The organism is Zoogloea oleivorans, from assembly GCF_008107625.1.
GTDB classification, from domain to species: domain Bacteria; phylum Pseudomonadota; class Gammaproteobacteria; order Burkholderiales; family Rhodocyclaceae; genus Zoogloea; species Zoogloea oleivorans.
On the sequence record NZ_SDKK01000025.1, the window covers coordinates 28,658 to 48,773 of the forward strand.

At 61.4% G+C, this 20,116-nt stretch carries 21 protein-coding genes; 8 read left to right on the top strand and 13 right to left on the bottom strand.

The window, feature by feature from the left end; translation table 11 throughout:
• Positions 1-35: 35 nt before the first annotated feature.
• From ETQ85_RS20755 to ETQ85_RS20805, 9 genes are all read right to left on the bottom strand, one after another.
• Positions 36-1,991, bottom strand: coding sequence for a relaxase/mobilization nuclease and DUF3363 domain-containing protein (locus ETQ85_RS20755; RefSeq protein WP_148580978.1), 1,956 nt, complete (start codon positions 1,989-1,991; stop codon positions 36-38).
• A 448-nt stretch (positions 1,992-2,439) separates the two neighbouring features.
• Positions 2,440-3,027, bottom strand: coding sequence for a S26 family signal peptidase (locus ETQ85_RS20765; RefSeq protein ID WP_148580980.1), 588 nt, complete (start codon positions 3,025-3,027; stop codon positions 2,440-2,442).
• Positions 3,024-3,554, bottom strand: a complete 531-nt coding sequence (locus tag ETQ85_RS20770) for a DUF2840 domain-containing protein (protein ID WP_148580981.1) — start codon at positions 3,552-3,554, stop codon at positions 3,024-3,026. The genes ETQ85_RS20765 and ETQ85_RS20770 overlap by 4 nt, the downstream gene beginning before the upstream one ends.
• Positions 3,551-3,802, bottom strand: a complete 252-nt coding sequence (locus ETQ85_RS20775; protein ID WP_148580982.1) for a chromosome partitioning protein ParB — start codon at positions 3,800-3,802, stop codon at positions 3,551-3,553. The genes ETQ85_RS20770 and ETQ85_RS20775 overlap by 4 nt, the downstream gene beginning before the upstream one ends.
• Positions 3,799-4,437, bottom strand: a complete 639-nt coding sequence (gene parA / locus ETQ85_RS20780) for a ParA family partition ATPase (RefSeq protein WP_148580983.1) — start codon at positions 4,435-4,437, stop codon at positions 3,799-3,801. Before parA ends, ETQ85_RS20775 begins: the two co-directional genes overlap by 4 nt.
• A gap of 265 nt (positions 4,438-4,702) precedes the next feature.
• Positions 4,703-5,569: a replication initiator protein A gene (locus ETQ85_RS20790; RefSeq protein ID WP_148580985.1), complete on the bottom strand. Its 867-nt coding sequence runs from the start codon at positions 5,567-5,569 to the stop codon at positions 4,703-4,705.
• 26 nt (positions 5,570-5,595) lie between these two features.
• Positions 5,596-5,892 carry a helix-turn-helix domain-containing protein gene (locus ETQ85_RS20795; RefSeq protein WP_148580986.1) on the bottom strand — a complete coding sequence of 99 codons (297 nt, stop codon included), beginning with the start codon at positions 5,890-5,892 and terminating at the stop codon, positions 5,596-5,598.
• Between the two features lie 125 nt (positions 5,893-6,017).
• Positions 6,018-6,773 (bottom strand): DUF2285 domain-containing protein, encoded by a 756-nt coding sequence (locus ETQ85_RS20800; RefSeq protein ID WP_148580987.1) that lies wholly within the window; start codon positions 6,771-6,773, stop codon positions 6,018-6,020.
• Positions 6,774-7,145: 372 nt separating this feature from the next.
• Entirely contained in the window at positions 7,146-7,496 is a 351-nt protein-coding gene (locus ETQ85_RS20805; RefSeq protein WP_148580988.1) for a DUF2958 domain-containing protein, read from the bottom strand.
• A 316-nt stretch (positions 7,497-7,812) separates the two neighbouring features.
• Between ETQ85_RS20805 and ETQ85_RS20815 the strand changes: the two genes are divergently transcribed.
• Together ETQ85_RS20815 and ETQ85_RS20820 are read left to right on the top strand one after the other, a co-directional pair.
• Positions 7,813-8,103 carry a helix-turn-helix domain-containing protein gene (locus ETQ85_RS20815; protein WP_148580990.1) on the top strand — a complete coding sequence of 97 codons (291 nt, stop codon included), beginning with the start codon at positions 7,813-7,815 and terminating at the stop codon, positions 8,101-8,103.
• Positions 8,100-9,881 carry an SIR2 family protein gene (locus ETQ85_RS20820; RefSeq protein WP_148580991.1) on the top strand — a complete coding sequence of 594 codons (1,782 nt, stop codon included), beginning with the start codon at positions 8,100-8,102 and terminating at the stop codon, positions 9,879-9,881. The genes ETQ85_RS20815 and ETQ85_RS20820 overlap by 4 nt, the downstream gene beginning before the upstream one ends.
• Positions 9,882-9,918: 37 nt before the next feature.
• On the opposite strand, the gene ETQ85_RS20825 is transcribed toward ETQ85_RS20820, so the two are convergent.
• The 3 genes from ETQ85_RS20825 to ETQ85_RS20840 all read right to left on the bottom strand — a co-directional run bounded on the left by ETQ85_RS20825 (position 9,919) and on the right by ETQ85_RS20840 (position 12,884).
• Positions 9,919-10,233: a DUF736 domain-containing protein gene (locus ETQ85_RS20825; protein ID WP_148580992.1), complete on the bottom strand. Its 315-nt coding sequence runs from the start codon at positions 10,231-10,233 to the stop codon at positions 9,919-9,921.
• A complete protein-coding gene (locus ETQ85_RS20835; protein WP_246128846.1) occupies positions 10,170-11,990 on the bottom strand; it encodes a ParB/RepB/Spo0J family partition protein in 1,821 nt (606 codons plus the stop codon). The genes ETQ85_RS20825 and ETQ85_RS20835 overlap by 64 nt, the downstream gene beginning before the upstream one ends.
• Positions 11,991-12,056: 66 nt before the next feature.
• Positions 12,057-12,884: a DUF932 domain-containing protein gene (locus ETQ85_RS20840; RefSeq protein ID WP_148580993.1), complete on the bottom strand. Its 828-nt coding sequence runs from the start codon at positions 12,882-12,884 to the stop codon at positions 12,057-12,059.
• 466 nt (positions 12,885-13,350) lie between these two features.
• Here ETQ85_RS20840 and ETQ85_RS20850 point away from each other — a divergent pair, with 466 nt between their 5' ends.
• Together ETQ85_RS20850 and ETQ85_RS20855 are read left to right on the top strand one after the other, a co-directional pair.
• A complete protein-coding gene (locus ETQ85_RS20850) occupies positions 13,351-14,361 on the top strand; it encodes an IS30 family transposase (RefSeq protein ID WP_148577193.1) in 1,011 nt (336 codons plus the stop codon).
• A 150-nt stretch (positions 14,362-14,511) separates the two neighbouring features.
• Positions 14,512-15,558 carry a hypothetical protein gene (locus ETQ85_RS20855; protein ID WP_148580995.1) on the top strand — a complete coding sequence of 349 codons (1,047 nt, stop codon included), beginning with the start codon at positions 14,512-14,514 and terminating at the stop codon, positions 15,556-15,558.
• Between the two features lie 231 nt (positions 15,559-15,789).
• On the opposite strand, the gene radC is transcribed toward ETQ85_RS20855, so the two are convergent.
• A complete protein-coding gene (gene radC / locus ETQ85_RS20860) occupies positions 15,790-16,296 on the bottom strand; it encodes a RadC family protein (protein ID WP_148580996.1) in 507 nt (168 codons plus the stop codon).
• 475 nt (positions 16,297-16,771) lie between these two features.
• Between radC and ETQ85_RS20865 the strand changes: the two genes are divergently transcribed.
• From ETQ85_RS20865 to ETQ85_RS20880, 4 genes are read left to right on the top strand one after another with little or no spacing between them, the layout of a single operon-like run.
• The gene (locus ETQ85_RS20865; RefSeq protein WP_148580997.1) at positions 16,772-17,491 is read left to right on the top strand and encodes a DUF6088 family protein; all 720 of its coding nucleotides are present in this window, start codon (positions 16,772-16,774) and stop codon (positions 17,489-17,491) included.
• Positions 17,488-18,558 (top strand): nucleotidyl transferase AbiEii/AbiGii toxin family protein, encoded by a 1,071-nt coding sequence (locus ETQ85_RS20870; RefSeq protein WP_148580998.1) that lies wholly within the window; start codon positions 17,488-17,490, stop codon positions 18,556-18,558. Before ETQ85_RS20865 ends, ETQ85_RS20870 begins: the two co-directional genes overlap by 4 nt.
• A gap of 5 nt (positions 18,559-18,563) precedes the next feature.
• On the top strand, positions 18,564-19,478 hold the full coding sequence (locus ETQ85_RS20875) for an AbiJ-NTD4 domain-containing protein (protein WP_148580999.1): 915 nt from the start codon (positions 18,564-18,566) through the stop codon (positions 19,476-19,478).
• Positions 19,475-20,107, top strand: coding sequence for a hypothetical protein (locus ETQ85_RS20880; protein ID WP_148581000.1), 633 nt, complete (start codon positions 19,475-19,477; stop codon positions 20,105-20,107). Before ETQ85_RS20875 ends, ETQ85_RS20880 begins: the two co-directional genes overlap by 4 nt.
• The last annotated feature ends 9 nt before the right edge of the window (positions 20,108-20,116 follow it).

Sequence of the window (20,116 nt, forward strand, 5' to 3'; positions counted from 1 at the left end):
AAACAAAATGCAATGGCAAATCTTGATCAAGCCATTCAGATCGAAATTCCTCTCCTACGGCCAACCTCCCATGACACCCCTCCGCCACGAACCGTCGCGGCTATCTGCTGCCCCAGTTGCTGTTCGACCACCGGCTTCCACGGCACCAGACTGAAACTCATACCGTCATCAAGCATCGCGTAGCGCCCGCTGGCGAGCATGACGCTGCGGCGATAGACGCCCGCCACGCGTAGGCCGTCGGAGACTGGCCGATATTCCAAGTCAGTCTCCGACGCTATGTCGTGCGCGGCCTTCGCCAGCTCGCGCCCACGCAGCGTCGCCAAGAGGTTGCGTGCCAGGACCACTCGCTGGCCGCGCCGCTCGGCAAGCCCCTGCTCAACGAGGAAGTCGGAACGCCGCTGCAGTTCGTCCTTGACCTCGCTGCCAAAGCCTATGTCGCCCAGCCCTTTGCTGCCGCCGATCAACTGCTGATCCAGCCAGGTCGCACCGATCACGCGGGTCTGCCGCGCGATGGACAGGTGTGATTTCAAATCTACTGCCACGCCACCGCCGAGGCGCTGCGCATCGTACTGGCGGCCGCGCTCGGCCAAGTCATCGGGCACACGCCAGACGCCTTCGGCCATACGCTCCACGATGCCGGCACGGCGCAGAGCTTCCAGCCGACGCACGTGCGCCGCCACCACTGCGCGTGGGTCACTGTCGGGCGTGGCCTGGCCTTGGGCGAGCGCAAGGTGATGGTCGGTGCGGTAGATGCCATTCACTGAAAGCGCGGTGATGTTCTGGTCGGCCGCGCGCACCTCAGTCGAGCCTTTCACCTCCACCACGGCGCCGGTCGGGTACTGCTCCAATTCCGATCGCGGTGGCAACACAACGTAGTGCGCCTTGCCGTCCGTGCCATCGACGATCAGATAGCCTTTGTCATGCAGCTCGTCGGTCAGTCCCTTGCCGATGACGCTACCGACGATTGCGCGGCCGTCCTCAACGGGCTGGAATACGGCCAGTTCACGCTGCCTGCCGCTCATGGCGCGCTGCATGGTGCGGATGATGTCGCCACGCTCGCCCATGGCCCGTAGCGTGAGTTCGGCCTCGGCATGAATGACCCATGTGCCAGGTTGCTGCTCGGTCGCCAGACCCATGCGCTGCAAGCGCTGCAGCCGGCCAATCAGCATCTGCCGCTGGCGTTGCAGCCGGGGCTCGGCCATCGTCTCCGGACTCACGAGACCGTCCACGGCCAAGCGTTGCAAGGTGCGGTCCAACCCCGTCCACCGCTCCTGGTCGACTTCGCGCTGCATGGCGCGCTGGATTTCCAACTCGGTGCGCGGCCCCAGCCATTCGGTTGCCAATTCGGTGGCCCGGTGGCGCATCCCCTCGGCGATGTAGTCGCGGGAGATGATGAGGTCTTTGCCGGTGTCGTCCTTGCCGCGCAGGATGACGTGCGTGTGCGGGTTGTCGGTGTTCCAGTGATCCACCGCCACCCAGTCCAGCCGCGTGCCCAGGTCGGCCTCCATGCGTGCCATCAGGTGCCGGGTATAGGTGCGCAGATCGTCGAGCTGGTCGGCGTCCTCCGGCGAGACGATGAAGCGGAACTGGTGCCGATCCTCGCGCCCGCATTCCTCGAAAGCGGCAGTGTCCGGCGAGTCGGTCATGGGGCCGTAGGCGTGGCCCGGCCCGCCCTGACGATCGACGCTTTCACGCTCGATGTAGCGCAGGTGCGCGGCAGTCGAACGCGGCCCGGCCTTGGCCAGATTGACCAGTCGCGTCTTGATCGTCACACGACGGGCGTTGGACATTAGCGCGGCTCCAGCGAAGCGAGCGGCGACGTGGCCACGCCCCAGCCGGGAACCGGGTAGATGGCCGACTTTACCGACCGTCTTACCGAGCTTGGTGCCGGCCTTGTTGGTCTGGCGCAGCACCTTGTTGATGAAGGCGTCGTCGCGCTGTTTCGGCGCGCCGGGACGTATCCTGAAACGCTCATCGTCATGCTTGCTCATGCTGCGCTTCCATCCAAGACCAGCGCAGCCGGGCGTGTGAAGCACGCGCCTTCTCCAATGCCGATGCGGCATTGCGCACTCTCGCGGCACGATGCCGCCTCTTGGCTCGTGCCGCGCCACCCCCACGTGCAGACAGGGTTTTCAAGCGGCTGAGTGCCGCGACCTTTTATCTTGCCTTCCGCCTTTGCCCCTCGCTGGCGCTCCGGACGTCGGCGGCCCGGCGACGCTGCGCTGCTTGCAGCCAGCGCGCCGGCGAACGCGGCGACGGCCCTCGGCCGGGCGCGTTCGAGGCAAGACGCCTGCACGTGGGAAAGCGGCGCCGGATGTTGCGCGACGTGCGGCGCCGAATACGCAAAGTCAACGCTCGCACGACACGCGCGACGACACGGCGACGGCCAGCGGAACGACACGCTGGATGGCACGGTGAAGCGCAGCGAATCGGCGGCCATCATCGGCGAGTCTCCAACCAGACCGGATGCGCGACGCCGAGCACAGCGGATGCGCGCACCGGGCCGAAGTAGCGGCTGTCGAACGAGGCCGGGTTGGTCACGCTCAACAGGAACAGCTCGTCCGGTTCGAGACGGCGGCATTGCTGCCAGGATGGCAGCGGGCGGCCGAAGCGGGCGGCGGGCAAGACGGCAGCCACCGGCACGCCGTCGATGCGCACACTGCGACCGATGATGCACACCTCCTGCGGCGCAATCGCACCGATCCGCTTGAGCAGCGGCACGCGCGTCGGCAGGTAGCCGCGCTGCGCGGCCAGTGCAACGGCCTCGGCCGGCAGCGGGACGAGCACGATGCTGTCCACGGACAACGGACGTGGCAGCGAGTCGGCTCGGTGGTCGAACGGCTCGATGCGATACCAGCCGACCGCCACACTGTCGGACGGGTTGTAGGTGAAGCGCGGCAGCGGCGACACGAACGAGGCCCAGGCCAGCGCAGCGAGGCCGCAGGCCGACAGGCTCGCCAGCACGATGCGAGCGCGCCCGAGCGAGCGAGAATGCGGCGCGGTGCCGGATGTGGAAAGCGTCGTCATGGCAGCGCCCTCCCGGCCAGCCAGGCGGCGTGCCGCTCGGCGGTGTACGCCGGCAGCGGCACGCGGGCCGCGAGCCGGTTGCCGAGCGTGCGCCAGTACGCGGGCGACACGTCGGCAGGCGCGATGCCCAGAGCCTCGATGGCGTCGAGCTGCGCCAGCACAGCGCGCACGGCGGGTTCGCCCTCGGCGTGCAGTAGCAGGCGCGCGCCGGGCAGCACGCCGGGGATGCGCTGCGCCGCGTCCTGCGGCGTACAAGCCTGCATCGTCATGAGCTGCCAGCGGATCGTGCCGTAGTCGTTGGCGTGCCAGCGGATGCGGCAGAACATCGCGCCGGGCAGGAACACCGCGACGCGCCGCCAGCGGTCGAGCCGGACGATGCGCGCCGGCTCGCCGAACCGCAGGTAAAGGTCGATGCGTTGCTCGATGTAGGCCAGCGAAACGCGAGTCAGCGATGCGGCGCCCGCTTGGTGGGCGAGCGCTGCAAACGTGGGCGGCGTAGCTGGAGCCGCCGAAGGTTGCGGGTTCATTGGGTGCTCTCTGGGAATTCGCGTTCCAGCAGTGCACGCAGCAGTTCGGCGACGGTCACGCCTTGCGTGAACGCAGAGACCTTGACGCGGGCGCGCATCGCGGGGGTGATGTCGAGGGTCAGGCGCGCGGTGTAGAGGTCGCCTTTCTGGATGCCATCGGCGTCCCCTTGGCGAACCCACGCCTCGGCGTGAGGGTTCGCCGGCGGACGCGCACCGATGGCGATGCGTTTGCCGCTGTGCTGGCTCATGTCGGCCACCGCAGCAGTTCATCCACCAGCGCCGTGATCTCGCGTGCGGCGGCGCTGTCGGGCGCCGTCTCGCGTGCGAGGCGGCCGGCGGCCACGCTGTCGGCGAACACGATGCGCTGATGCACCTCCGAGCGCAATGCTGGCAGCGGCTGGTCGGCCAATGCCTGGCGCGCTTCACGGCCGATGATGGTCGTACTGACGCGCCGATTGATGGCGAAGGCTGCGCGTAGCGCTGGCCGGAACACCTGCGCCTCGCGGATCAGCGCCACCATCTCGGTAGACGCCCACAAGTCGTAGGGACTGGGCTGCACCGGGATCAGCACGTGCTCGGCCGCCAGCAGCGCCGAGCGCGCCAGCGCGGCGATACGCGGCGGGCCGTCGATGACGACGTGATCGGCCTGGCGTGCTAGCTCCGGCGCTTCCTGGTGCAGCGTCTCGCGTGCGAGACCTACTGCACTGAACAAACGTGGCGAGCCCTGTTGGGCGCGCCGCTGCGTCCAGTCCAGCGCCGAGCCTTGCGGATCGGCGTCCAGCAGAACGACTTGCTGGCCGCGCATGGCCAGCTCGCCTGCGATATGCGTGGCGAGCGTGGTCTTGCCAACGCCGCCTTTCTGATTGAGCAAGGCGATGATCATGGCCCGGCCCTCCTGGCTGGAAAGCTGGGTTTTCTGTACCGCGCGAATCGCCGTGTGCCGTGCCGTTTGTCGTTTATCCACCGAAACGGCGCGCTGTTTTTATTAGTTAAAGAATTTAAGTTAGGGAAGTTAGAGAGACCGAAAACCCGCGCCGCTATTAGGATTTCGGCGGTTTCGCACGCCTGATAGCACGATAGGGACACGCCCGATAGCACGATACCCACCACGCCTGATAGCACGAGGCCATTCACAGGTTTTCCCCGAGTTATCCCCGTGCCGTCCGCAGCACGGGCCTGAAAGTCAGCAGTTCGGCCCCGTCGTCCGGCATCCGCTCGATGCCCAGGACGTATCCCGGCATCGACTGCCGCGCCACCAGCGCGCGCAGGTCGCAGGCGAAGTCGTAGGGCTTCGCCGTGCTGCCCGATTTGCGGTGCAGGTGTTTGAAGTCGAACTGCCAGCCGCCCGGCTGCTTGCCGCCGTGCTTGCGCACCAGGCGGTACAGCCAGCGCTCGATGCCACCCGTGAGCTTGAAATAGGCCGGGTCGATGGTTAGCACCAGCGCCGCGTCCAGCACGCCCGCGTAGAACCAGTCCGGCAGGATCAGCTCGATGCCCAGCGGTGTGCCGCGGGCGTCGGCCAACTCCTTCCATTCGTTGATCCACGAGAAGCGATGCAGGCGCCGCCCGGTCGTCTCGCGGATGGAAGTGGCCACCGTGGTCGATTGCAGGCGATCCAAGGCCGCTTTGAGGCGCTGGTAATCGCGCAGCGACGTACCGCGCCCGATGAAGCGCAGGATCTCGTAGGGCGTGGCGCGCATGAGCCGCGATGGGCGAATGCCCGCATCGCGCGCTTCCACGATCTGGCTGGCAGCCCAGATCAGGATGTCGGCATCCCAGATTGTGGCGATGCCATGCTCCTGCGTTCCCTCCACCCGGATCGTCACGCCGCCGGCGCGGAAGTCGATCGGCTGGACGCGCTTCGACTTCGCCAGCGAGAAGAACGGAAAGGCCATCAAATCCTGGCTGTCGCGCGGCGCCATGTCGCCCGGCAGCGCGCGGAACAGATCGAGCTGTTCCCGCTCCTGCATTGATCGCTGCCCCGATGATCGGGACGACAGCGACGGGTTGGACATGGAGATGGCCACCGGCGAAGCACCGTTCAGCGCGCACGGCTGTCGGCCGAGTGGTGCTCGGCGTATTCGGGATCGGACGTGGCCTCGAAGCTGCGCTGGTCGGCCCAAACGTCGAGGTCGGCCACCGCGTACATGACGCGGCGGCCAAACTTGCGGAAACGCGGGCCGCCGCCGATCACGCGCTGTTTCTCCAGCGTGCGCGGCGACAAGCGCAAATATTCGGCGGCCTCGTCGTTGGTCAGGTAGCGTTGAGGTTGTGTAGCAGCAGCGGGTTGCTGCTGCGTGGCGTGTGCGGCAGCAGGCCGCAAGGGAGCAGGTCGCATCGGGTAAGCCTCCATCGTTCAGGACAGTCCAGCCGCGACGCGCGGCCAGATGGAGGCAGTCTCAAGAAAGGGATGCGTCCCGTTGAGGGTCGTTTTGCTGGGGACGCAAAACGACCCTGTTCAATTCATTGGAGTTGCGCCAGGCGGCGATAGCCAGCGCGCATCAGACCCTGGCCGCGTCGCACCAAACGGCGCACGCGCGACCGCAGGCCGCCGTCGGCATACCAGCCTTTGACCACGGCATCGGTGCCGAACAGTCCCTCGGCGACTTCACGCAATGACGCGCCTGCCAAGGTGGCATCAAGCGCCTGCAAGGTGTGCAGCTCCTGCAGCGCTGTCGGCGCGGGCCGGGGCCGAGCCGCCGCCGTAGGCGTGCCTTCGGCGGCCACAGCCAGCTTGTCCAGTTCGGCCCGGAGCGTGCAATGGCGTGCGCAAGGCATGTCGCACGCGCGGATGGCGTAGACGTAGGCCATGCCATCCTCCAGGTCTGGCGCCAACGCCAGGCGCAAGCAGCAGCCGGGCCAGCGCGTGGCGAGCATCAGGCGTCGGCCATCGTGGATCAGGTGCTTGTGGCCGGGAATGCGCCACAGCTCGAACGCGACGGCATCCGGGGGCGGGTCGATGTCCGGGTGAAGTTGCGCCGTGCAAGGGTGGCCGGGAAGCCAGGCTGGATGCGCGTCGCGCGCATCCAGGGCCGGGTCTTCCAGCATACGCAGCCCCCAACCGTGAGCGGTTTCCGGCTGGCGATGGCGGTGTAGCCAGTCGCCTCGGTAATCGGGATGCCGGCGCAAATACTCCCAAGCCAGTGCCAAGTCGTCCAGGTGCAGCACGTAGAGATATGCGGCTGTGGGATACCAAGGTTCGACGCTTCGATCAGTCATGACGCAACCTCCTGTTGGGCAGGGATCGTCGCCACGTCGGCACGCTGGAGCTACGCCATCAAAACATCACCGTCCTACCACCAAAGTGATACTCTTGAACCGTAACGAGCGGTGTCAAGACTGATTGGCTCCGAAGTCTTACGTGGATTGTCCGAATGCGACGGCTGTGCAACCCGGAATTGAGGGCACGGCACCGGACACCCTGCCGCAAGCTGCGCAGTGCATCATGCCCCTTTGGATCAGGGCGGTACCGACTTGGCGCAAGAGTGGCGATTCAGATTGCCGGCGTCATAAACCAGACTGAAAAAGACACAATGCGCCGCAACGGCCTGTGTCTGGATGACCTTCCGCAGCGGGGGCCATGAGGCTCGATCAGTCTGGGATCGAGCCGTCGGCCTGCGCCAGCCGGATGTACTCCGATAACGGCCGCGACGCTCGGAAATACAGGTCGCGTTGGATGGGCCGCCGACGCGGCCCGACGATGACTGCCAAGTCGGATAGCTTGACCGTCCCCAACTCCGGCATGCCGATGCCGAGGTCGATGAGGCCCCAGGCCGTGTCGCCATCGGCGGGGTCGAGCGCAGCCAGCAACCAGGTCGCGTGCGCATCCGGCGTGAACAGCCGCACCACGGGTATTAGGTCAATGCTCTGTTCAGCCGCGCGTGCCGCTCCGTTGGCGAGCAGTTGCGCTCGCTCGTCTACGGTGGCGAGAGGCTGGGTCATGGTCAGGAATCCCACGAAACCGAGGATGCACGAATCCGCCTTTCCGCGAAAGCGTGGAACCACCGAACCGGATGTGCGCTTTCGTGCGCAAACACGGATGCGGAAGCCATCGAATCCGTACATGCACGGAAACGGAAAAGCGGAATTATGGAAGTCAGGAAAAGCACAGATACGGCTCTCAGATTCGGTCGGAATCCACAGATGCGGATTTCAGTAAAGGCGCAAAGCCGTAAGGCTCATCGCCAAATGAACACTATAGATTGTAGCCCTATAGAGCGCAATCGACTGTCATCTTGGTTTTTGAGGAAACCACCGGATGACAGCGAAAAATTCATTGGCGATGGCACTGAAGACAGTCAGGAAGGCGCGCGGCCTGAGCCAGGAAGCGTTCTCCGACGTCTCCAGCCGGACCTACCTGAGTTCGCTGGAGCGTGATCTGAAAAGCCCGACGCTCAACAAGCTGGCCGAGTTGTGCAAGGTGATGGAGATCCATCCGGTGACGCTTCTGGCATTGGCGTATTCGGGGAACAACCCCAAGAAGGCGGATCAACTACTCTCGCAGGTTCGGCATGAGCTTGAACTGCTGGCACAGACAGGCGACGAATGACACTTCTCCAGAACGACCCTATCACCCAACTTGGATTTTCCGTCTACGAGAACAAAGGGGTCTTCGCTGTTCTTCTGGGGTCGGGCCTGTCGCGCTCCGCAGAGATTCCGACCGGGTGGGAAATTACGTTGGACCTGGTGCGCCGTGTGGCGACCGCCCAAGGCGTCGAGGAGCAGTCCGATTGGGCAAAGTGGTACCGGGAAAAGACCGGGCAAGAGCCGAACTATTCCGCGCTGCTGGAGGAGATCGCCAGTTCACCCGATGAGCGTAGGGCGATATTGCATCGGTACATCGAGCCAGATGAGCAGGATCGCGAAGAAGGCCGGAAAATCCCGACCAAGGCGCATCACGCGATAGCGCAGTTGGTTCGTTCTGGTCACGTCCGGGTCATCGTCACGACCAACTTTGACCGGCTCATGGAAAACGCCCTTCGGGAGCAAGGAGTCGAGCCCACCGTGGTTTCCTCCGCAGACGTTTTGGCGGGTGCCGAGCCATTGACGCACAGTCGCTGTTACCTGCTCAAGCTGCATGGCGATTACAAGGATGCCCGCATCCTGAACACCGATCAGGAACTGAGCGCTTACCCGGAAAGCTACGACAAACTGCTGGACCGTATCTTTGATGAGCATGGTCTGATCATCTGCGGCTGGTCGGGTGAATGGGATCATGCCCTGCGGGCAGCCTTCCTCCGTGCACCGAACAGGCGCTATCCCGTGTATTGGGCGGCCCGGGGTGCGTTGGGCTCGGGAGCCAGCGAACTGGCCATCCATCGAAGCGCCAAGACGATACCGATCTCAGGCGCGGACGAGTTTTTCCAAACACTTCAACAGCGAGTCGAAACGCTTGAGCAGAGCCAGCGTCAGAATCCGCTGAGCGTCGAATTGTTGGTCAATAGTACGAAGCGCTACCTGGCGAAGCCGGAACATCGTATTCAACTGGACGAGTTGCTTTCGCAGGAGGCGGAGCGATTGATGGTGCAACTCGATGGGAGTCAATTCGCGCCCCATGGCCAGTGGAATCAGGAAGAGTTCCGATCGCGGGTACGACGATACGAGGCGCTGGCCGAACCCTTGACGCGCATGGCTGGCGTCCTCGGCAGATGGGGGGATGGTTCTGAATTGACCACGATCCTCGACATCATCAGAGGACTGTATATGCAGGCCGAGAAGGTTGGAAACGGCCTGTTGGTTTGGCTCGGTCTGCGATCTTATCCGGCCGTCTTGATATTTACTGCCTACGGAGTCGGCCTGACGCGCTCGCAGCGATGGAAGACACTTCACGAACTGCTGGTTGCGCCCTGGCCTCGGGAATATCGTGACCCGAAACGAGTGGTTTCCACGCTGTTCCTGGATGAGTGGAAAGGGGCGAAAAATGAAGTCTGGAAAGAATTGGAAGGCCTTGATCGTCGCAAGACCCCTCTCAGTGATCATCTGCTTGATGTGATGACGAACTGGCGGTCCAGCTTTGCAGGTGTATCGGCTGAATTTGAGCTGGTGTTTGAACGATTCGAACTGCTTGCTGCTCTTGTCTATCTGGAGGAAGACAGCGAAGCGAGTTTGGAACAAGCCTTTACCAATACACCTCACGGGCTGTTCGCCCGTATGCCCGTAGGGCGCGTTGGATGGCATGACTCGTCAGCCAATTCACTGATTCTGGAGCTTCAATCGGAAGCGACCATCACAGCTTTGCTGGACGCAGGCTTTGCGCGGAACAGCCGCCGCTTCTTGGAACTCTCCATTGAGAGTTTCAAGCGCTACGTGGGCAAGATGTCATGGTAGCAGTCGCCCCGCCGCGAAGGGCGGGGCGCTACGGCGGTCACGCCGCCGGGGGCTTGCTGCGCGACCAGATCAGGTCGTGCGTGCCGTCCTCGCCTTCGATCAGGCGGGCATAGACCGTAGCAGGAAACGAAGGATCGTCGAGGGTCACGGACAGGTATTCCCGCCCGGCCTCGCTGGTCTTCTTCCATGCCGCGCCGATATCGTGACTGGCCGCCTGCAGGCGGAAGTCGGGAGCGTTCTCGCTGCTGCCCTTGTCGTTGGGAACCAGCTTGACCTTGACGTTGAGCGTCAGGGTGCGCAGCGTGCCGGTGAAGCCATCTTTGTCTGCGGTGAAGGTGCCGATGTTGGCCATGATGTTTTTTCCTTTCGGTTGAACAAGGTTCGCGCCCATCGCGTCCTTGTTGTGATCCGGCCGGCGGGGGACGGGCGGGCTGCACCGCTTGCGGTCGCAACGCAGTGGAGAACCGGAAGGCGCAAAGAATTTGTCCCGCGAGGAAGCCGCGCAGCGGCGGGGAAATTGTTTGCGCCGGACGGTTGCAGCCTTGAAGCCCAGGGCGCAGCCATGCCCCCGCCAGGATTCACGACAAGCCAAGGACGCCTTGGGCCGAACCTCCCTCCGAAAGGAGACATGCACAGATCGGCATCCCCGCATGGAGGCTCCAGCGGTGCGCTTCCAGACGCGGGCCAGGTCAATCTCCCGGCGACAGGCGACAACGTCCCCGCTTCACTCAGCGGTGCCGGTGTTGAGGCGTGGTATGGAAGCTTCATTGCGATGCCGGGCGGTGTCCGTGAGCCATCCTTCCTGGACGTGATAGGCAAGAACCGCCAGCATTGAGGACGGCACGCATTCGCACAACCTGCCGCAGCAAGCCACAGCGTGTTCGCCAGCGCCCCCAGCAGCCCGCGATGAATGACGGCCTCGCCGTTGCGGTCGATGGTGACGATGGCCCCGGCTGTGGCTTTCACGTTCGGGCCGTAGTCCTGCAAGCCATCTTCCAGGGCCTGCAATTGCTCGCCCAAGGCTTCGCCTTCCTCTTGCAGCGAATCGGCCTTGTCCTCGTCCTCGGCATCCAGTGCGGCGTCGAGCGCTTCGCCTACCTCCTGCATCTTGGTTTGCAGCTTCTCGATGCGCTGTGCCTCGCGCTTGCTCGGTTCGCGCCGCTCCCTCGGGGCGCGCTGGAAGGCGCGCAGGTCGGCATGGGTCACGCCGGGCGTGGCATCCACCCATGCCCAGCCTTCGGCCTTCACCTCGGCGGCGATGCCTGCTAGCTTGTCTTGCGCCAGCCGTTCCAGCAGCGCGGCATCGGTCAGATACACGCCCGCATCGCCTTCCGCGAACAGGTCGCGACGCACGCCACCGCCAGCGGACTCGTAGGCATCCAGCCCGACAAAGCGCACCTGCGGATGCCGGTAGGCGTCGATTTCGCGCTCGGTGAGACGTTCGCGCAGCGCGGACGGTTGGCGCTGCCACGTCGGCGCATCGTAAAACGCGCCTTCCTGCGCGGCGTGGTCGTCGGTGATGGAAAGGGCCATCAACTGATCGAGCGTGACGGCATCGGCGCGATAGTCGGTCATCAGGCGCGGCGAGACGTTCGCCAGCTTCAAGCGACGCTGCACCACCAGCGGCGTCACGCTGAAATCCGCCGCAATGTCCTCGATGGGCCTCCCTTCGGCCACCAGCGCGGCGAACGCCTCGAATTGGTCTGCCGGGTGCATGGCTTCGCGCTGTACGTTCTCGGTGAGGCTGGCGGTACGGGCAGTGCCATCGGCCACCAGCAGGCAAGGCACCTCCCATTCCTTCGGGATGCGGTGTTTCTTCGCCAGCAGCTTGAGGGCAGCAAGGCGACGGCCACCGGCCACAACTTCGTAATGCTCGCCATCGGCGGCGGTAATCACGATGAGGTTTTGCAGCAGGCCCACGCGCTGGATGGATGCGGCCAGTTCAGGGATGGACATGCGCGGGGTCTTGCGCACGTTGCGGCCCGTGGGGCGCAGCATCAGCCGCGACAGGGGAACCAGAATAAGGTTCTTGCTCGGATCGGCGGCTTCCAGCGGGATTGGGGCGGCGGTGTTGATGGCGCGGGCTTCGGTTTTGGTAATCGCGTTCATGGTGTATCTCCAATCAATTGAAACAAGGAATGGAGGGGAAACCGCCCCTCCGGCGGGAGGGACGATTCAGGCTTTGAGGGCGCGCATGCCATCGGCCAGCAGCCACAGGGCGCGGTTCAGACGGATGTTTTGATCAATGCCCTGTACCGGGCGTGTGCTCTGCCTGCGGCCATTCGCGGCGCGGCCATGCAATCCGCCCTTGGTCAAGTTCTCCTGCGTGCGGTTGAATACGCTCCACAGGTCGGGGCGGCGGTCGTCGAACCGGCGCGGCATCAGGATTTGCGATTCCTTGATGGGTGCGGGCTTGTCCGGGTCGTCGTACTTGAGGGACAGCGCAGCGCGGGCGAACACTTCGGCCTCGCCATCGTCCAGCGTGATGCCGCGCATCAGGTCGCGGGATTCCTTCACGTGCTCGAAGCCGCTCAACACTTGATAAGCGCCTTCGATGACGAGCCCGGCCACGTCACCCTTGTGGGGCACGCGCACATCTGCCACGGTGTCGCCGCAGACAAGGCCATTGCTGCAAACAAAGCGGAACATCCCGGCCAGCATCTGATAGCTGCTCGTGCCGTCGTGCGAGTTCAGCAGCACGATTTCATTGGCTTCTGCGCCGTTGATCTGGCTGGCGTGACGCAAGCGCAGCATGTGTTTGGTGTGTTCCCGCTTGCCTTCATCGCGCACGCGGGTCTGCGTCACCATGAAGGGCTGAAAGCCTTCTTTCCGAAGTTCGGCCAGCACGGCGGCGGTGGGGATGTAGCTGTACCGCTCGGAACGGCTCTCATGCGGGGCGTCCGCGAAGATGGACGGGGCCACGCGGCGGATTTGGTCATCGGATAGCGGGGAATCGCTGCGCAGCGACGGGGAACGGGAAGCGAAGCGGGATGCGAGTTGCATGGTCTTTCTCCTGACAAAAAGGGTTGGCTGTTCACACCGCACACCGGATTCCAAGATTCGGAGCCCAGCCTTTCGGCTGTTCGGTGCGGTCGGCACGAGGAACCCGGTTGGCCTCGTTGCCACCGTCTTTCCTGAGTTCATCGCCCGCGACGGTCAGGAGCGCGCGGACGGGGGCCGTCAAGGAGACAAGCGCAGGGTTGGTGCGGCCCGCAGGCGCAGCCGAGGACACGGCCCTGCGCGCCTTGACGGCACACGGACGCGGGCTACAGTCGCGAGCAAGGTGATGGAGTCAGGGGAGATGGCTGGACAGACAACGGCCTTCCCTGTGAGCTGACCGCACGGCAAGCGAAGCGCGCAGGCCCGGATTTGGAAGCCGGGCCGGAGGCGTCAGGGATGTGGAAGGCTGGCGAATGCCAGGGCGCGCTCTAGACTGAAGTGCAACACCCCGATTTGGTAGGGTGTATGCATGGGAACTCACTACAGCCAGTTGTCGATGGACGAACGTAATCAGATTCATCGGTGCAGCAATGAGGGATTGAGTCTTCGGGCAATTGCCCGAAGACTCAATCGGCCGACCTCCGCAGTGTCGCGCGAAGTGGCGCGGAACACGGTGGGCAAGAGCTACGATGCCGCCCGTGCCGAGCGCGCGACGCTGGCGCGCAGGCGGCGCGGAACGATCAAGCTGAAGAGCGGTTCTGTGCTGCTCAACCGGGTTCGCGCGCTGATGGCCGAGGGCTGGTCGCCGGAGCAGGTTGCGGGCAGACTGCGCCGGATGAACCCTGATGATCCTGCTCTGCACGTCTCGCACGAAACGATCTACTGCGCCATCTACGCCGTGCCACGGGGCGAGCTGCGCAACGAACTCATCGCCCAGCTGCGTTTCTCCCACAAGGCACGCATGCCTCGCGCACGGGGCCAGGACCGGCGCGGCACGCTGCCGAACATGACCTCCATTCACCAGCGCCCGATTGAGGTGGCGGCCCGCCTCGTGGCCGGGCACTGGGAAGGCGATCACATCAAGGGGCCGGGCAACCGCAGTTCGGTGGGCACCCTGGTCGAGCGCAAGAGCCGCTACCTGATGCTGGTCAAGCTGCGTGACGGCTCGGCCGAGGCCACGCTGGAAGGCTTCACGCGCAAGTTCCGCCATGTCCCGCTCGCCATGAAAAAGTCGCTGACTTACGATCAGGGCAGGGAGATGGCCCGCCACGAGATTCTCGCCAAGCGGGTCAAGATCGACGTCTATTTCGCCGACCCGCACAGCCCCTGGCAGCGGCCGACCAACGAGAATACCAACGGCTTGATCCGCGAGTATCTTCCCAAGGGCCTGGATTTGGCGCCGATCTCCCAAGGCTACCTCAACGCAATTGCCCGACAATTAAACAACCGCCCGCGCAAATGCCTCGACTTTGAAACCCCAGCAGAGGTCTTTGCGAGGGAAATCATGAACTTTCAACCCGGTGTTGCACTTCAGAGTTGAAACCGCCCAGTCCCATCAGGGATGAGCGAATAGCGAACCTGGAGCAGCGCGGTCCGCGAAGCGGAGACGCGTGACGGTGAGATGTGAGTAGTATTGTTTTTCTGATAGATTGAACGGATAAATATTGTCCATTCACTCAGCAGAAATACTATGCAAAACCCAAATAATGCGACATTTCACTATTGCTGCATTTATGCTGCCAAAGGCATTATCGACCCGAATAAGAAGCTGGATTCGGCATTACTGAAAGACGAGAATGTTGTGGTTCGACTTCTAGGATCTGATGCTTATGAAAACCTGGTTTGGCGAATTGTTTCGCCGGCAGGCAAAAAAGGGATTGAAGATCTTGATGACAAGGCCAGAGAAAAACTTGAACTTCGCCGAAACAGCTTAATCCTTCAAGCTCTGCATCATGCTGTAATCCATGTCGAATCATGTCTTCCTCTAGATATTGTCCGCATTTATCAGGAGGAAAACTCCGAGCTACCAGCTTATGTTAAAGCCCCGCTAAAGAAAAATGCAGAACGTGCTTTTAAATCTGTTTCAGCAGCAATGACATTTGCCAGAGGGAATTTTCTCTCGAAAAATTATGATTTCATCCATGAGCAATACTACGTTACCGACGATCAATCTACGGTAATTCAAAAGCTGCACCCTGCCACTATCTCAGATGGGGATTTAAAGACGAAACTGAGTATGGAAGAGGTGCAGGTTACAGAGAAATTAGCATCCATTCTCCATAATGACAAAGAAATAAATAAGATAATTGATATCTACTCAGAGTCTCTTACGCCATACAAGAGCGGTCATCTTCATGCCTTTATTGCCGCGTGGACTGCTCTTGAAATGTTTGTTGCAACACAATTTAAAGAAATTCAATCAAGCGTAGCCATAAATATCAACGGAACTGCTGCACATAATGATTTTTCAAGCCGCATGCTTGCCGTCATGAAGGACAAATATCGCTTGGTAGATAAGTTTGCAGCTTTATCAAGCTATTATGAAGATGCAGATGCTGATGAGGACATAGCAGTACTCAAGAGCATAAAAGAAATTAGAGATAAGTTCTTCCATACAATGGAAGGAGAAATAAAGGACTTACCATTGGATCAGACTAGGGAATTGATCTCGAAGTACCTTCAAATCTATCTTGAAAGAAAATGTGAGGGCTTTGTTTTTCAAAAAGCTGCTAGATAGCACCGCACAACGCAAGCAGTCAGGTGTCAGCGACGGCTGCCAGGACGCAAGCACGCAAGGCGCACGCAGCCCTTGACGGCGAGAACGCCGTGATACGGTGAAGGGAACAGCAAGATCGCCCCACACCGCCACCGACCACACCTGCCTTCGGCAAGTGCGCAGCACGCGCAGGCCCACGAAGGCCGGAGCTGCGCCGTCGGACGCAGCAAAAAGGGGCCGAAGCCCCTGGGTTTAGAGCAGGCCACGCTCTGCGAATGACGTTGTGGCCTCGCCGCCGACGACGATGTGATCCAGCGTGCGCACGTCTACCAGCGCCAGGGCTTCCTTGAGGCGCTGGGTCAGCAGCTTGTCCGCCTGGCTCGGCTCGGAATTTCCGCTCGGATGATTGTGCGAAAAGATCACGGCCGCTGCGTTGTGTTGCAGTGCCGTTTTCACGACTTCGCGCGGATACACCGATGCCTGGTCGATGGTGCCGCGAAACATCTCTACGTATTCGATCAGACGGTTCTGGCTGTCGAGGAACAGCGCAGCGAAAACCTCGTGCTCGAAGCTGGCCAGCTTGGTGCGCAGATAGTCCTTGACCAACGCCGGCGAAGTAAACAGCGTCCCGCGCGGAATCTTCTGGTCGATGACATACCGCGCAGCTTCCAGAATTTGGCCGGCAGTGGCCGGGATATAACGCCCCTGGTCGTCACGCACCAGCAGCGAGGAATCGAGAGACAGAGAAAGTTGCGACATGATCGTGCTCCGGTTGCTCGGGCGGAATTGCCCGGAACCGGCTTCAGCACGGCGCAGCGCAAGCAGTCAGGGGTCAGCGACGGCCGCCAGGACGCAAGCGCGCAAGGCGCGCGCAGCCCTTGACGGCGAGAACGCCGTGATACGGTGAAGGGAACAGCAAGACCGCCCACCCCCACCCCGATGACACCACGGATGGGCAAGCGCAGCGCGCAGGCCCGTAGGGCCGGAGGCGTCAGGGATCAAAGCCGGATGGCCGCGACTCGGCACGTGGCGCGGGGCGTCGCCCGCGAGCCCGACGGCGGAACGCCGGGATGCCCCACTATTGGGTTTTGCTAAACAGACGGTTAAAACCATAGTGGTGAACCAGTACCGAGACGGGATCGGTGTTCATTGCGTCCGAAATAAACCTACAAATTTCGGACAGCCTCTTGTCATACGTCCGAAAAACGTATATAAATATCGGACAGGAGGAGTAATGTCCGCACTCAAATCCCACATCTCAGCCCTGATCGAAGCGGCCGAACCCGGACAAGTTTGGGTACCGACTGACTTTGCGCAGTTAGGTAGTCGTGATGCCATCGACAAAACTCTGCAGCGCATGGTGCAGGCGGGAGAGTTGCGTCGCATCGACAGGGGCCTCTATGACAGGCCCTCGCTCAACAACCTGACCAAGCGTCCTACTACCCCGGACTATCGCGCTGTAACTGAGGCCATTGCGCGCCGGGATCACCTGCGCATGCTGGTAGATGGCATGACTGCCGCCAATGACCTCGGCCTGACTGATGCGGTACCTGCTCGCGTCACCATCCATACCGATACCCGCCGCCGAGCAATTCAACTCGACAAGCTCACCATTGAGTTCAAGCAAACGGCACCCAGTCGCCTCTACTGGGCAGGGCGGCCGGCCATGCGCATCGTACAGGCGCTGCACTGGTTAAAAGACACGCTGACTTCTGAACGTTCTCTTATTCTGAACAAGCTGACCAAAGTGCTGGCCGACCCTATTCATGGCTCTGCGCTCCGCCAGGATCTGCTTGAAGGTTTCAACGTGTTGCCGGCATGGATGCAAAGTTTGGTCCGTGAACTCCCCGGATGTGACCCGCAGACTGCGTCAACCGCAACACCTCAATCACCCAGTAATGAAAAGCCTCCGTCTGCGCGACGCCGCTCGGTCAAAGATGTGGAGGTCCCTTGAATCCAGCATTCCATACCGTCATCACCGCCAGCGATGCCGAACGACGGGACCTGTTTCTTGGTGCCTCAGCACGCCTCGGCACAGCGGTTCAGAACATCGAGAAAGATTTCTGGGTCTGCTGGACATTGGATGCGCTATTCAACGGTCTGGAGGCAGGCGACCCCCGCTTGTTGTTCAAAGGCGGCACTTCGCTCTCCAAGGCCTTCGGCCTGATCTCCCGCTTTTCCGAAGACATAGACATCACTGTATTCCGTGATGACTTGGGACAAAGCGCCGAGATTGCCGACCTGGATGCGCTGAGTGGCAAGAAGCGCCGTGCACGTCTCGAAGCCATCCGCAATGCATGCCGGGCCTATATCGCAGGGCCATTGACCGCACAGTTCACGCATCTCGCGGCATCCGTCATTCCTGAGAACCGCTTCCGGCTGGAGCCCGATCCCGACGACAAGGATGGTCAGAGCCTGCTGTTCTGGTATCCCGCAGTCACGGCCACCACTGGCGACTACATCCGCTCAGCAGTCAAGATAGAGGCAGGAGCCAAGTCGGCACTCGATCCGCATGTCACGGCCTCCGTCACCCCCTACGTTACACAGGACCTCCCTGACCTGGACTTGACCGTGACGAATGTGATCACTGTGAAGCCCGAGCGCACCTTCTGGGACAAGGTCATGATCTTGCATGGACTACGCCAATGGCATGATCATCGCGGGGAGCTGCGACACGGCGGGCAACGCGTCTCACGCCACTACTATGACGTGCATCAACTGATGCAGGCGCCATCTGCAGCCGCGTGGCAAGTCGATCACGAGTTGGCGATCGACTGTGCCCACCATGCGAGGTTGTTCTTCGGTAGCGCCGATCTGGGGCTTGATATTGCAGTACCCGGTACGTTTACGCTAACGCCAAGTCCGGCGATGCGAGAAGCACTTGAAAAAGACTATGAAGCAATGGCTGGCATGGTCTTCGGCGACGTTCCTCCACTCGACGCGGTGCTGCGCAGCGCAGAACACTTCGAGCAGATCGTCAATGGCTCTGCAATGGCCGCACTCACCACAAAAGGAACGTAGCGACCATGAGCGACTACTTCAGCGATCGAGAAAATGGCCCGCGCGCCCGCACCCATCAGGTGATCTCGCCTGTTGTGTGGGCAGGCTTGGTGGGGACAGTGCAGGCATTGGTGAACAGCGGAGCTTTTGGCCTGCGATTTCCGGAGCGATGCTCGGATGGCCAAGTGATCTGCGGTTGCGACTCGGATGCACTTGCCGCATCCGTGATTGCAGAAATGCCAGGCTTGACTTGGCCGTTAGAAACGACGCGCGTTGAGGAAGACGGATTTTTCTCACAGCGACAGTCGTATGCGCCTGACACATTACTGGTTTTGGACTTTTTGGAATTCGTTTATGCCGCTGTGGCGCAACCGATCCCAGGCAAGCACCACGATTATTTCAACCACCATCATTTGACATTCGATCAAGCGGCCGGGCAGGAAGAATTCCGAAAGACCGTCAACCGAATTTTCGCGCGCAATGGTGTGGCGTTCGAGATGCTATCGACAGGCCGCATCGTGCGTGTTCTTCCTCCTGTGCTTGGCGACGATCTCAAGCGAACAACGTTTCGTAGCGGAGATCGCACGCTGGACAACATGCTGGAGGAATGCCGGAACAAATTTTCCGATCGCAATCCGCTTGTACGCCGTGAAGCACTGGAACGCTTGTGGGATGCATGGGAACGACTCAAGTCGTTGGCGGACCCTCGTGATAAGAAGCAGTCGATCAAGATTATCCTTGATGCCACGGCAGCAGAACCATCTTTGCGGTCACGGTTGGAAACGGAAGCGGTCGAACTGACGGCGATCGGCAATAGCCATCTCATCCGACACTCGGAAGTCAACCAAGTCGCTGTCATCGACGTGGATCATGTTGATTATCTGTTTCATCGCCTGTTCGCGATGATTCAACTGATGCTCAGAAGAAAGGGGAACGCATGAATGCTCGGACGCCTCACCGTGATGCAATCCGAATACTTTTCATTCTGAACGCCGGTGGCATGCCCTTGGTAGACCCAAACGATCAGACAGTCGCCAAGATTTTCAAAGGCGAGGCACGATTGCATGCCTTCGACTTCTGGATGCGCAACCCAGACTATCTGGCTAGCGAACTGTTGGACGGCTACGAAGCAACGGGCAACGCGGACTATCGTCAAGCTGCGGAAGCAATCTTCGAAAGCGATGAACCTGACTTGCGACGTATTCCAATGATTCGCTATCTGTTTGGTGCCTATGAACGACTCGACGATGCGCTTTCCTTGCTTAGATCACGTGACTTAGTCCGTATTACGGGCATCAAAGGAAAGGTGAAGGTCCACGAAACCGATTTCATCTTGACGGTTCGCGGAGTAGAGGTCTGCTCGAACGCTGTCGTACAGGAGCCAATTCTTGAATGGTATGCCCAACGGGCGGCCTTGGTTGCGGAAATCGCTGGCACACGAGGCGGCGGTGCTCTGAAGGATAAGCAGTACGAGCAGGCGACGTATGCTCAAACCCAACTTGGCGGGATCATTCCTCCGATTGGTACGGATGTACAACGAAGACTAAATCAACTCAAACAAACCGTCTGAAGGGGAAGA